This is a genomic window from Aquibium microcysteis, assembly GCF_014495845.1.
Taxonomy (GTDB): domain Bacteria; phylum Pseudomonadota; class Alphaproteobacteria; order Rhizobiales; family Rhizobiaceae; genus Aquibium; species Aquibium microcysteis.
In genome coordinates this window covers 5,585,790-5,598,200 of record NZ_CP061080.1, presented here as the reverse complement: position 1 = coordinate 5,598,200, position 12,411 = coordinate 5,585,790, and the positions used below count along the sequence as shown (strand labels likewise).

The window sequence follows — 12,411 nt, the reverse complement described above, 5'->3', positions numbered from 1 at the left end:
TGCGAGGCCGCCGACGGATCGGCGGCCTCGAAATCTGCGGTCAGCGCCTACTTGATCTTCGGCAGCTGCTCCCACTGGTGGAAGGGCGGCGGCGAAGGCAGCTGCCACTCGAGCGTGGTGGCACCCTCGCCCCAGGGATTGGCACCCGCCTCGCGCTTCTTCGAGAAGGCCTCGAAGACGCCGTAGAGGAAGATCAAGACGCCGATGGCCGACAGGTAGGAGCCGTAGGAGGAGACCATGTTCCAGCCGGCATAGGCATCCGGATAGTCGATGTAGCGGCGCGGCATGCCGGCCAGGCCGAGGAAGTGCTGCGGGAAGAACACCAGGTTCACGCCGATGAAGGTGACCCAGAAATGGGTGCGGGCGATCAGCGGCGAGTACATGTAGCCGGTCATCTTCGGGAACCAGTAGTACCAGGCCGCGAAGATGGCGAAGACGGCGCCGAGCGACAGAACGTAGTGGAAGTGGGCGACCACGTAGTAGGTGTCGTGCATGGCGCGGTCGAGACCGGCATTGGCGAGCTGCACGCCCGTCACGCCGCCGACGGTGAAGAGGAAGATGAAGCCGATCGCCCACAGCATGGGCGTGCGCATGGAGATGGAACCGCCCCACATGGTGGCGATCCAGGAGAAGATCTTCACGCCCGTCGGCACCGCGATGACCATCGTGGCGAAGACGAAGTAGCGCTGCGTCTCCAGCGACAGGCCGGTGGTGTACATGTGGTGCGCCCACACGACGAAGCCGACGACGCCGATCGCGACCATGGCATAGGCCATGCCGAGATAGCCGAAGACGGGCTTGCGCGAGAAGGTGGACACGATGTGGCTGACGATGCCGAAGCCCGGCAGGATCAGGATGTAGACTTCCGGGTGACCGAAGAACCAGAACAGGTGCTGGAACAGGATCGGGTCGCCGCCGCCCTCGGGCGCGAAGAAGGCCGTGCCGAAGTTGCGGTCGGTCAGCAGCATGGTGATGCCGCCGGCGAGCACCGGGAGCGACAGCAGGAGCAGGAAGGCGGTGATCAGCACCGACCAGGCGAACAGCGGCATCTTGTGCAGCGTCATGCCCGGCGCGCGCATGTTGAAGATGGTGGTGATGAAGTTGATGGCGCCGAGGATCGACGAGGCGCCCGCGATGTGCAGCGACAGGATTGCCAGATCCATCGCCGGCCCGGGCTGGCCGGAGGTCGAGAGCGGCGGGTAGATGGTCCAGCCGCCGCCGACGCCGTAGGCGCCCGGCCCCGCGGGCACGAAGGCCGAGAGGATGAGCAGGATGAAGGCCGGCGGAAGCAGCCAGAAGGAGATGTTGTTCATGCGCGGGAAGGCCATGTCCGGCGCGCCGATCATGATCGGCACCATCCAGTTGGCGAAGCCGCCGATCAGCGCCGGCATGACCATGAAGAAGATCATGACGAGGCCGTGCGCCGTGGTGAAGGCGTTGTACATGTGCTTGCCGGCATCGATGGCGGCATCGCCCTCGACCCCGTAGACCATGGACGCCAGCCCGTGGAAGATCTGGATGCCCGGCTCTGCGAGCTCCCAGCGCATCATGACGGACAGGAAGCCGCCCACGATGCCCGCCGTGATGGCGAAGATCAGGTACAGCGTGCCGATGTCCTTGTGGTTCGTCGAATAGACCCAGCGCGTCCAGCCATAGGGCTTGTGGTCGTGATGGTCGTGGGCTGCAGCGCCTGCCATGTTCACCGCTCCATTGTCATTCTTGTTCGGTTCGCCGGCCTTACTCGGCGGCGGACGCCATCTTCGACTTCGATTCGACCGCAGCCATCAGCGCGCGGTTCGCGCCCGGCAGGTCGGAACCCGCCGCCGCGACCCACTGCTGGTAGAGCTCGGGGCTGACGACGCGGATCGCGATCGGCATGAAGGCGTGGTCCTTGCCGCACAGTTCCGAGCACTGGCCGTAGTAGAGACCCTCGCGGGTCGCCTTGAACCAGGTCTCGTTGATGCGGCCCGGCACCGCATCGACCTTGAGGCCGAAGGCGGGCATGGCGAAGGCATGGATCACGTCGCTCGCGGTGACGAGGACACGCACGGTCGCGTCCACGGGCACGACGATCTCGTTGTCGACCGCCAGGAGACGCGGATAGGCCGCGACGTCCTCCTTGCCGAGGTCGGCGCGCTGGCCCTCCTGCAGCATGGCCGCATTGAAGGAGAAGGGCTCCTCGATCTGGTACTCGTAGTCCCAGTTCCACTGGTTGCCGGTCGCCTTGATGGTGAGCGAGGGCTCCTCGGTGGGCGTGTACTGCGCCGTGAGCAGCTGGAAGGAGGGAATGGCCAGGAACAGGAGCACCACGACGGGTCCGACGGTCCAGATCACCTCGATCAGCGTGTTGTGGCTGGTGCGGGACGGGACCGGATTGGCGCTGGCGCGGTAGCGGATGATGACCCAGGCCAGGAGGAACAGCACGAGCAGCGTGATGGGCACGATGAACCACAGCGTATACTGCTCGAACCAGCGGATCGCCTCCATGATGGGCGTGGCGGCCGCCTGCATGCCGACCTGCCATTCGACGGGCTTGTCGGCCCAGGCCGGTCCTGCGGCCATAAGCGCAATCGTACCGGACAGCATCGTCAGGAACTTCTTGGTCACGCTCGGATTCTCCTCGATCGACGCGCGCGGGACCGCCTGGTCCCACGCCCTCTCCTCCGGGAGAGACTCCCCGGACGGCATTCGGGCCGTTAAAACCATATCCCGGCCCCGACCGCAACAAACGCCCTGGACGAATTCATGCGGCATTTTTGCGCGAGATCAAAATGCGCGGGTGCTCCTGGACCGATACTCGCCCACCCCGTGGCCCGGAGCCGTGCAGGCGCGGGCCGCAATTCGGGCCAATTCGCGGGGCAGTGGTCCCGGTGGACCGCGGTCGGTGGTCGATCTGGCCGCATGTCTTTGAAAGCGCAGGCCGCCACGCTAGATTGAAGTGATTCGCAACGGAGTCCCCATGATCGCGATCCCCGCACGCTTCCTCGCCGCTGCGCTCGCCGGAGCACTCGCCACGATCGCCGGGCTTCCTGCCGGCGCGCAGCCCAGCGGAACCGTGCGCGGCACCCATGGCGCATGGTCGGTGATCTGCGACGTTCCGGCCGGCGCGTCGGGCGAGCAGTGCGCCCTGATGCAGAACGTGGTCGCGGAAGACAGGCCGGAGGTCGGGCTCTCGGTCGTGGTGCTGCGCACGGCCGACAACAAGGCGGAGATCCTGCGCGTGCTGGCGCCGCTCGGCGTGCTCCTGCCGAACGGGCTCGGCCTGAACGTCGACGGCAAGGACATCGGCCGGGCCTATTTCGTGCGCTGCTTCCAGGACGGCTGCTATGCCGAGGTGATCCTCGAGCCGTCGCTGCTGGACACGTTCAAGACCGGCAAGTCGGCGACCTTCATCGTCTTCCAGACGCCGGAGGAAGGCATCGGCATTCCGGTCGACCTGACGGGATTTTCCGACGGCTTCGCCGCGCTGCCGTGACGGATGGAAGGCGGACGGCAGCGCAGCGCGATGCCGTCCGACCCGATGCGGCGCATCGCCCGGTCCGGGCGGCCCCGCAGGGTCCGTCAGAATGCCCGGAAAGGTGACATCGGTTCCATCAGCTGAACTTCCGGCGTCGCTTCGACCGACAGCCCGTTGCGCAGCGCGAAGGCACGCAAGCGTGCGCCGGACTGGGGCTTTGTGACCTCGACGTCGATGAAGGACGGCGAAACGGACGTGACCGCTATGCCGGGCATGCTGCCGATCGCCTGAACAAGAGGCGCCTCTTCCGACAGAGGCTCTTCGGAGATGATTACCAGCCGTTCCATGTCGATGATCCTGTTTCGGTGGAGGTTGGAGAATAGGGCGAAGGGCGCGCCGGTTCAAGACTGACGCGCATTGGCGCCCGATTGCACGCTTTACGCGAAACGCGCGCGAAAACCGGTTCCGCGATTGAAGAGCGCAGTACAGGCGGTCACGAAACCATGCCCTGCCCTTCGAACGCGACGGCAAAGCCGACGGGCGCGAGAGCGGCGATCGCCGCCGCCCGCATCGCCTGCATGCGCGTCCTGTCGGGCGGCATGGCGAGGATGGCGGGCTGGCGCGACAGGACCCGGGCGATCGCCCCCGTGGCGGCCGGACAGGCCATCGACGTGCCGCTCATCGGCGCATAGCCGTCGCCCGGGACGGTCGACACGACACCGGCGCCCGGCGCCGTCAGGTCGACCTTCGTGCCGTCGATGCCCTGGTTGGAGAAATTCGCGAAGAAGACGTCGGGTTTTCCCCTGGCCCGGTCCTGCGAGACGGTCCAGCGATCGTAGGCCCTGGACGGCAGGGCGGCTTCATCGCCGAAGGCCGACACGGAGAGCACGTCGGGATGGCGTGCCGGAAACGAGACGAAGCGCCGGAAGTCGTTTCCGGCCGCGGCGATCGCGAGAACCCCTCGGTCGGCGGCGTCCCTGATCGCCCGCGAGATGACCTTGTCGTCGTGATGGGGATCCAGCAGCCGCTCGCTCTTCAGGCTGAGGTTGATCAGGTGGCAGCCGTCGGACGCGGCCCGTTCGATGGCCTTGTGGATCTCGTAGTTCGGCGCGAGCCCGGTGGTGCGGTCGGGGAAGACGCGGTAGCTCCTGATCTCGGCGTCGGGCGCGATACCGGCATTGGACGCGGCGCCGCGACCGGCGATGATGCCGGCGACATGGGTGCCGTGGCCGTCGCTGGTATCATGGTCGCCGACTGCCTGGGGCAGATCGCGATGCGGGCCGACGCCGGTGTCGATGACGCCGATCCGCACGCCGGCGCCGTCACCCGTCCGGCCGGGCGTCAGCGCCTTGCGCAGGACGTCCGGCGCGAGAGGGAGGTCGATGGCATCCAGGGTGACGACGTCGCCGCTGTCGAGATCGGCGGCCGCGTCCATGTAGCCCCAGTGCTGCTGGAAGCCCGGCTCGACGAGAAGCATCGCCCCGCGCACGCCCGGCGCGCGCATCCCGAAGACGGCGTTGCCCTGTGCGTCGGACGAGGCGGACAGCTGGATCGTACTGCCCTTCAGCCGGAGATGGACGACGGCTCCGGAGACGGGAGCGCCGCTGTCCGAAAGGCGCAGCTGCAGCGCAAAGAGAGCTCCTCCCGCCGGACCGAGGGTGCGCGGCAGCTTCGTCCGGCCGGCGCGGGGCGCGGCGATGGCCGTCTGGTAGTTCAGGACCGGATAGTACGTGCCGCCGGGCGGCGCGGCGGCCGGGACTGCAGCCTGCGCCGACGCCTCGACGAGTGCGATGCCGGTCGGCTCGAAGACGTCGATGATCCTGACCGGCGGCTTGCCGCGGCGACGGCCGGCGGACGGGGCGGATGCCGCCGAGGCGGCAGCGAAGATCTGCGGTTCGGGCGCCGCCAGCGCGCTCGCGAGCTGGGCGACGGCAAGCCGGTCGGCACCGTCGTCCGGCATGAAGACGTATCGTGTCATTGATGTTCCCCTCGAAGTGGTGCCCCGAGGCAAGGATACTCTTATTGATTGCATACATCAATATACTGCAACTTAGGATAATTCGATCGGACGGCGCGCGGCGAACGCCGTTGCGGGCAAAGCCGGGACGCCCTACATCGGAGCCACAGCAAGGAGCCTCCCGATGGACCTGATTTCCCGCTTCGACATCGACGACAGCACCGTCCGGCGCCTGGTTGCGGATGCCATCGGCGGCGCCGACGACGGAGAGCTGTTCCTCGAATACAGCGAGGGCGAAGCGCTGATGTTCGACAATGGCCGGCTGAAGACGGCGAGCTTCAACACCGACCAGGGCTTCGGCCTGCGCGCGGTGGCCGGCGAGGCGACCGGCTTCGCCCATGCCAGCGAGATGTCGGGAGCGGCGCTGCGCCGCGCCGCCGACGCGGTGGCGGCGGTGAAGGCCGGCTATTCCGGCACGCTGGCTGCAGCGCCGGCGGGAACGAACGTGAAGCTCTACGACGACGTCAACCCGATCGCCTCGCCCGGCTTCGCCGAGAAGGCCGCGCTGCTGCAGGAGATCGACGGCTGGGTGCGGGCGCGCGATCCCCGCGTGCGGCAGGTGACGGCGGCGCTGACGGCCTCGTGGCAGCAGGTGGAGATCCTGCGCGCCGACGGGCACCTTGTGCGCGACATCCGCCCGCTGGTGCGGATGAACGTGTCGGTGGTCGTCGGCGAGGGCGACCGGCAGGAGAGCGGCTCCTACGGCATGGGCGGCCGCAAGGCGTTCGGCGAGTTCATTGCCGAGCAGAGCTGGAAGCACGCCGCCGAGGAGGCGCTGCGCCAGGCGCTGGTCAATCTGGAGGCGGTGCCGGCGCCGGCCGGCACGTTCGACATCGTGCTGTCCTCCGGCTGGCCGGGCGTGATGCTGCACGAGGCGGTGGGGCACGGGCTGGAAGGCGACTTCAACCGCAAGAAGACCTCGGCCTTTTCCGGCCTGCTGGGGCAGCAGGTGGCGGCCAAAGGCGTCACAGTCGTCGACGACGGCACCATCGCCGAGCGGCGCGGCTCGCTGACGATCGACGACGAGGGCACGCCCAGCGCGCGCAACGTGCTGATCGAGGACGGGAAGCTCGTCGGCTACATGCAGGACCGGCAGAACGCCCGGCTGATGGGCATGCGCGCCACCGGCAACGGCCGGCGCGAGGGCTATGCGCACCAGCCGATGCCGCGCATGACCAACACCTTCATGACCGGCGGCGACAGGGAGCCGGCCGAGATCATCGCCTCGGTGAAGAAGGGCATCTACGCCGTCTCCTTCGGCGGCGGCCAGGTGGACATCACGTCGGGCAAGTTCGTGTTCGGCTGCACCGAGGCCTACATGATCGAGGACGGCAAGGTGACGCAGCCGATCAAGGGCGCGATGCTGATCGGCAACGGGCCGGACGCCATGCACCGGGTCTCGATGATCGGCAACGACATGAAGCTCGACACCGGCATCGGCATGTGCGGCAAGGCCGGCCAGGGCGTGCCGGTGGGCGTCGGCCAACCGCATCTGAGGATGGACCAGATGACGGTGGGCGGCACGCGGGCGTGATACCTTAGCGGCGATCAGGTATCAAAGAGGCGTGGACATGATACCTAACTAGCAGCAATCGCGAAGGATGGTACTCAATCGCCGATCAGGTATCATTCGCCATGGACCCTCGTAGTTTCAACAGCGGATCCCCCGGGAAACTCATCGACACGAGTTTGAGTGTCAAGGCGTTTTCCCCCGACCCGCTCCCCCCGAAAATCGATCTCGCGGCGGTATTTCTCGCCTGTGGCGAGTCGATGGCGGCGATCGGTGCTCTGAACGCCAGAATCGCGCAGTTGCGCAATTCCCACATCATCCTTCGACCACTCCAGCGACGTGAGGCACTCCTGTCTGCGGCACGCAGACGTGATACCTAAACGGCGGTTATGTATCAAAGAGGCGTAGACATGATACCTAACTAGCGGTAATCGCGAAGGATGGTACTCAATCGCCCATAAGGTATCACTCGCCATGGACCCTCGTAGTTTCAACAGCGGATCCCCCGGAAAACTCATCGACACGAGTTTGGGTGTCAAAGCGTTTTCCCCCGACCCGCTCCCCCCGAAAATCGATCTCGCGGCGGTATTTCTCGCCTTTGGCGAGTCAATGGCGGCGATCGGTGCTCTGAACGCCAAAATCGCTCAGTTGCGCAATCCCCACATCATCCTTCGACCACTCCAGCGACGTGAGGCACTCCTGTCATCGGCGATGGAAGGGACATTCACGACGACAGATGAACTGGCTTTGCTGGAAGCGGGAGCCGAGGAAGGAGCAAGAGCGGACACACGCGAAGTATTGAACTACGCACGCGCGCTAACCCACGCGCTGAACATGATGGAGCAGTTGCCGATATGCCATAGGATGATCAGGGAAGTTCACGAAAAGCTCCTGGCGGGTCTGCCGCGCGGAAGAGGCGGAGACAAGCGGCCAGGCGAATACAAGCGCGACCAGAACTGGATCGGAGGCATTTCCCCCCAATCCGCCCGGTTCGTCCCTCCCCCTCCCAAGGAAGCGGCCGCTGCGATGGATCAACTCGAAGCCTTCATCAATCGGGACGACCCGCAATCGATTCCCGCCCTGCTCGAAGCTGCAATCGTCCACTACCAGTTCGAAACGATCCATCCTTTCGCCGACGGCAACGGACGTGTCGGGCGAATTCTGATCCCGCTCATCCTCCAATCGAGAGGGCTGATCACGGCACCGGTGTTCTATCCGAGCGCCAGCCTCGAAGCCCGCAAGGATGAATACATCGACCTGATGTTCGACGTCTCTTCGAAGGGACGCTGGACCCAATGGCTGCACTTCTTCCTCTCCGTCTGCACCGATACATGCGTCACCTCGAACCGGCTGATAGACGGCCTCATCTCTCTCCAGAACGAGTACCGCGAGCTGGCGATGTCGAAATTCCGATCCAACAACGTCGTCATCGTCATCGACCACCTCTTCTCCAGTCCGGTGGTTTCGACGCCCATCGTGAAGAAGCTCCTCGGCGTGACGCATCGCGCTGCCCGGCTGACGATCGCCAATCTCGAGGAGATCGGCGTCCTGGAAAAGGTGCAGGGTCCGTCCATGCCGGAATACTTCGCCGCACGCGCCATCCTCAGAGCTTCGGCATGAAACGCCCCTCCTCCATCGTCATCCTCACCGGCGCGGGCATCTCGGCCGAATCGGGCGTCGACACGTTCCGCGACGCGGGCGGGATCTGGTCGAAGGTGGATTATCGCGACGTGGCGACGCCGCAGGGTTTCGCGCGCAATCCGCGGCTGGTGCACGACTTCTACAACCAGCGCCGGCGCGGCATGGCGGGGGTGGCGCCGAACGCGGCGCATGTGGCGCTGGCGCGGCTGGAGCACGCGTTTTCCGGCGCGTTCCTGCTGGTGACGCAGAACATCGACGACCTGCACGAGCGGGCCGGTTCGTCGCGGCTGATCCACATGCATGGCGAGATCGGCCAGGCGCTGTGCAGCAATTGCGGCAACCGGCTGCACTGGCCGGGCGACATGGACGTCGACACGCTGTGTCCGGCCTGCCACTCGATGGGGACGCTCCGGCCCGACGTCGTGTGGTTCGGCGAGATGCCCTACCACTTGGGGCGGATCGAGCGGGCGCTGGAGGCCTGCGACCTGTTCGTGTCGATCGGCACGAGCGGCAGCGTCTACCCGGCCGCCGGCTTCGTCGAGGAGGCGCGGCGGCACGGGGCGCATACGGTCGAGCTCAATCTCGAGCCGTCGGACGGGTTCTCGCTGTTTGCCGAAGCCGAGCACGGCAAGGCGACCGAGATCGTGCCGGCCTTCGTCGAGCGGCTGCTCGCCGGGGAATGACCCGGCCGGCGGCGGTCAGCGCCGCTTCTTCGGCTTGTCCAGCAGGGCCACGGCCTCGACATGCGGCGACCAGAGGAACTGGTCGACCGGCACCACGCGCGTCAGCGCGTAGCCGCCTTCCACGAGAATCGCGACGTCGCGGGCGAAGGTGACGGGATTGCAGGAGACGGCCACGACCTTCGGCACGTCGCTGCGGGCGATCTGCCGCGCCTGATCCTCGGCGCCGGCGCGGGGCGGATCGAAGATCACGCCGCCGAAGGCGTTGAGCTCCTTGAAGGTCAGCGGCCGGCGGAAGAGGTCGCGCCGTTCGAGCGTCACGCGCTTCAGGCCGGCGGCGAAGCGGAAGGCGCGGTCGAGCGCGCCCAGCGCCGCGGCCTCCGCCTCGACCGCATGCACCTCGGCGTGGCGGGCGAGGCGGAGCGCGAAGGCGCCGGCGCCGGAGAACAGGTCGGCGACCTTCTTCGACTTGCCGAGATGGCCGACGGCGAGCGCGGCCATGGCGTCCTCCGCCGAGGCGACCGCCTGGAGGAAGCCGCCCGGCTGCGGCTCGAGCGCGACGCCGCCGGCCATGACCATGGGCTTCCTCGGCTCGATGACGATCTCGCCGTCGACCGAGAGCCGGGCGAAGCCGGCCTTGAGCACATAGCGGCCGGCGGCGTGGCGGGCATGGTCGGACAGCGCACCGGATTCGAAGGCGGCGACGTCGAGACCGTGATTGGTGGCGGTGACCAGGAGGCGGAAGGGCTGGCCGGTGGCGGCGACGATGCCGGCGAGATCGCGCAGCGCCGGCAGCGCGGCGACGATCTCGGGCACCAGGATCGGGCATTCCTCGATGTCGACGAGCCGGTTCGACTGGGCCTCGTTGTAGCCGAGCTCGATGCCGCGGTCCGTGCGCCTTGCGGTGAAGGCGGCGCGGCGGCGGCTCTCCGGCGCGCAGGCGACCAGCGGATCGACCGCGACGTCGAGGCCGCGCCCGGCCAGCGCCTGCACCAGCTTGTCGTGCTTCCAGGCGTGATAGGCGGAGGGCTCGAGGTGCTGCAGGACGCAGCCGCCGCAGGTGCCGAAATGCCGGCAGGGCGGCTCGACGCGCTCGGGCGCGCGCTCGATCAGCGCCATCAGGGTGCCGCGCTCGCCGACGACGGCGGCGGTGACCGTCTCGCCCGGCAGCGCGAAGGGGACGTAGGCATGGCCGCGCGCGGTGCGGGCGATGCCGTCGCCCTGGGCGCCGAGGCGCTCGATGAGGAGGCGGGTCGATTCGGCGCTCATGCGTCCTTCACTCCGGCCAGCAGGAACTCGCGGTTGCCGTCGCCGCCGGCAATGGGCGACGGCAGGAGGCCGAGCGTGCGCCAGCCCGGCTGCCGGCCGAGCCAGCCGGCGAGGTCGTCCGCGACGCGGGGACCGTCGGCGGGATCGCGCAGGAGGCCGCCCTTGCCGATCGCCGCGCGGCCGGCCTCGAACTGCGGCTTGACCAGGAAGACGCCGGGCGCGCCGGGGGCGGCGAGGTCCAGCGCCGGCGGCAGGGCGAGCTTCAGCGAGATGAAGGAGACGTCGGAGACGAGCATGTCGGGGCGGTGGCCGGCAAGATCGGAGACGGTCAGGTCGCGGGCGTTGAGGCCCTCGCGCACGGTGACGCGCGGGTCGGCGCGCAGGCTCTCGTGCAGCTGGCCGTGGCCGACGTCGAGGGCGACGACATGCCCTGCCCCGCGTTCGAGCAGCACCTGGGTGAAGCCGCCGGTGGAGGCGCCGACGTCGAGCGCCGTGCAGCCGGCGGGGTCGAGGCCGAAGCCGTCGAGCGCGGCGACGAGCTTCAGCGCCGCGCGCGAGACGTAGCGCTGCGCCGGATCGGCGACCGCGATGGCCGCCGTCGCCGGAACCGCCAGAGCGGGCTTCGTCTCGCCGCGGCCGTCGACGGTGACCGTGCCGCGCAGGATGGCGTCGCGGGCCCGCGAGCGCGAGGAAAACAGGCCGCGCGCCACCAGCGCCTCGTCGAGGCGCATCGTTCCGGAACTGGGATGGTCGGGCCGCATCCGCCCCTCATTGGCGAATGCGGGGCGCGAGCGCAAGCCGCGATGGCTCAGAGATCGGCCAGCAGGCGCCCGGCGAGCGGGTCGCTCGCCCGCGCGAGACCGTCGATCCAGACGCCGTGCCGGGAGGGCGCCGGTGCCGCGCGCGTGGTGCTGGCGGTGGTCTCGGCGCTGACCGAGCGCACGAAGGACGGTTCGACGCCGGGGGCGAAGCCGCCGCGAAGGTTGCCGATCCGCCCGGCGAGGATGCGCGCCGCCGCCCGGTCGATCGAGCGGTCGACCTGCGGGACCACGACGTCGATCCGCCCGGTCGGACCGCCCGGAGAGCGTGTCGCAGGTCCCCTCCCCGCGCCGCCGGGTTCGGCCCGGACGTCGGCCAAAGCGATGCCGTTCAGCCCGGCGACGAGCGCCGCGGCCGCGAGAAACGTCTTCATGATGCGTGCTCCCAGTCCCGCGACCGGTGTAGCGCAGCGATCCTAAGATCGGGCCAAGAGACAGGGTAAGCGGGAGGCAAAGCAGGAGCGTAAACCGGAGGTTACAGGGGGATGGCCGGGGCGGCGGGCGCGCCGGGCGCGCGGTCGCGCTAGCGCGACCGGTGATACTGCAATTGACGCCGCCGTGCTGTCCGAGCAGCGCGCCGCGCGGGATGCGAGGGGACGCCGAGCTCTGTCGCGCCCCCCTCTGCCTGCCGGCATCTCCCCCACACGGGGGGAGATCAGGCGCGTCACCGGATCCGCCGGTTGTCATCGGCGTCGAAGGAGCGCCGCCGCCCGAACCGCCGATCTCCCCCCGTGTGGGGGAGATGCCGGCAGGCAGAGGGGGGCGCGAAGGAGCGCGACGTTGGAAAACTCGATGCCGGCGTGCTCCCTCGCCGCAGCCAGCGACGGCGCTTCGCGAAACCATCCGGCCTTCCGCGCGTTCGGCACCGACAGCAACAATCGGCGAGACGCGACATGCTCAAGTTCATCGGCGGCACGATCGGAATCATCTTCCTCATCGGCCTGCTGGTCGTCATCGGTATCCTGATGCTGATCTTCTGACGGCGGCGAAGGCAGCGGCAGCTCGCGGAAGGCATCGGC

Annotated in this window: 12 protein-coding genes; 5 read left to right on the top strand and 7 right to left on the bottom strand. The window is 68.0% G+C overall.

Translation table 11 applies throughout. The features are described from left to right. Positions 1 to 47: 47 nt before the first annotated feature. Positions 48 to 1,697 (bottom strand): cytochrome c oxidase subunit I, encoded by a 1,650-nt coding sequence (gene ctaD / locus IAI54_RS26365; protein ID WP_187969997.1) that lies wholly within the window; start codon positions 1,695 to 1,697, stop codon positions 48 to 50. Between the two features lie 40 nt (positions 1,698 to 1,737). Next, entirely contained in the window at positions 1,738 to 2,607 is an 870-nt protein-coding gene (gene coxB / locus IAI54_RS26360; protein ID WP_420838251.1) for a cytochrome c oxidase subunit II, read from the bottom strand. Positions 2,608 to 2,959: 352 nt separating this feature from the next. Between coxB and IAI54_RS26355 the strand changes: the two genes are divergently transcribed. Then, a complete protein-coding gene (locus IAI54_RS26355) occupies positions 2,960 to 3,475 on the top strand; it encodes an invasion associated locus B family protein (protein WP_187969996.1) in 516 nt (171 codons plus the stop codon). A gap of 86 nt (positions 3,476 to 3,561) precedes the next feature. Here IAI54_RS26355 and IAI54_RS26350 read toward each other — a convergent pair whose 3' ends face one another. Both IAI54_RS26350 and IAI54_RS26345 read right to left on the bottom strand, forming a co-directional pair. After that, complete coding sequence (locus IAI54_RS26350) at positions 3,562 to 3,804, bottom strand: hypothetical protein (protein ID WP_187969995.1); 243 nt, start codon at positions 3,802 to 3,804, stop codon at positions 3,562 to 3,564. 146 nt (positions 3,805 to 3,950) lie between these two features. After that, complete coding sequence (locus IAI54_RS26345) at positions 3,951 to 5,435, bottom strand: S8 family peptidase (RefSeq protein ID WP_187969994.1); 1,485 nt, start codon at positions 5,433 to 5,435, stop codon at positions 3,951 to 3,953. A 163-nt stretch (positions 5,436 to 5,598) separates the two neighbouring features. On the opposite strand from IAI54_RS26345, the gene tldD reads away from it, so the two are divergent. From tldD to IAI54_RS26330, 3 genes are all read left to right on the top strand, one after another. Continuing rightward, positions 5,599 to 7,008 (top strand): metalloprotease TldD, encoded by a 1,410-nt coding sequence (gene tldD / locus IAI54_RS26340; RefSeq protein ID WP_187969993.1) that lies wholly within the window; start codon positions 5,599 to 5,601, stop codon positions 7,006 to 7,008. 450 nt (positions 7,009 to 7,458) lie between these two features. Beyond that, complete coding sequence (locus tag IAI54_RS26335; RefSeq protein WP_187969992.1) at positions 7,459 to 8,604, top strand: Fic family protein; 1,146 nt, start codon at positions 7,459 to 7,461, stop codon at positions 8,602 to 8,604. Next, the gene (locus IAI54_RS26330) at positions 8,601 to 9,308 is read left to right on the top strand and encodes an NAD-dependent deacylase (protein WP_187969991.1); all 708 of its coding nucleotides are present in this window, start codon (positions 8,601 to 8,603) and stop codon (positions 9,306 to 9,308) included. Before IAI54_RS26335 ends, IAI54_RS26330 begins: the two co-directional genes overlap by 4 nt. 15 nt (positions 9,309 to 9,323) lie before the next feature. Here IAI54_RS26330 and IAI54_RS26325 read toward each other — a convergent pair whose 3' ends face one another. The 3 genes from IAI54_RS26325 to IAI54_RS26315 are packed head-to-tail and all read right to left on the bottom strand — an operon-like array spanning position 9,324 to position 11,766. Continuing rightward, positions 9,324 to 10,574: a class I SAM-dependent RNA methyltransferase gene (locus IAI54_RS26325; RefSeq protein WP_187969990.1), complete on the bottom strand. Its 1,251-nt coding sequence runs from the start codon at positions 10,572 to 10,574 to the stop codon at positions 9,324 to 9,326. Beyond that, positions 10,571 to 11,335 carry a TlyA family RNA methyltransferase gene (locus IAI54_RS26320; RefSeq protein ID WP_235679179.1) on the bottom strand — a complete coding sequence of 255 codons (765 nt, stop codon included), beginning with the start codon at positions 11,333 to 11,335 and terminating at the stop codon, positions 10,571 to 10,573. Before IAI54_RS26320 ends, IAI54_RS26325 begins: the two co-directional genes overlap by 4 nt. Positions 11,336 to 11,382: 47 nt before the next feature. Beyond that, positions 11,383 to 11,766 carry a hypothetical protein gene (locus IAI54_RS26315; RefSeq protein ID WP_187969989.1) on the bottom strand — a complete coding sequence of 128 codons (384 nt, stop codon included), beginning with the start codon at positions 11,764 to 11,766 and terminating at the stop codon, positions 11,383 to 11,385. A 426-nt stretch (positions 11,767 to 12,192) separates the two neighbouring features. Here IAI54_RS26315 and IAI54_RS26310 point away from each other — a divergent pair, with 426 nt between their 5' ends. After that, positions 12,193 to 12,372, top strand: coding sequence for a small membrane protein YohP (locus IAI54_RS26310; RefSeq protein ID WP_187969988.1), 180 nt, complete (start codon positions 12,193 to 12,195; stop codon positions 12,370 to 12,372). Positions 12,373 to 12,411: the final 39 nt, after the last annotated feature.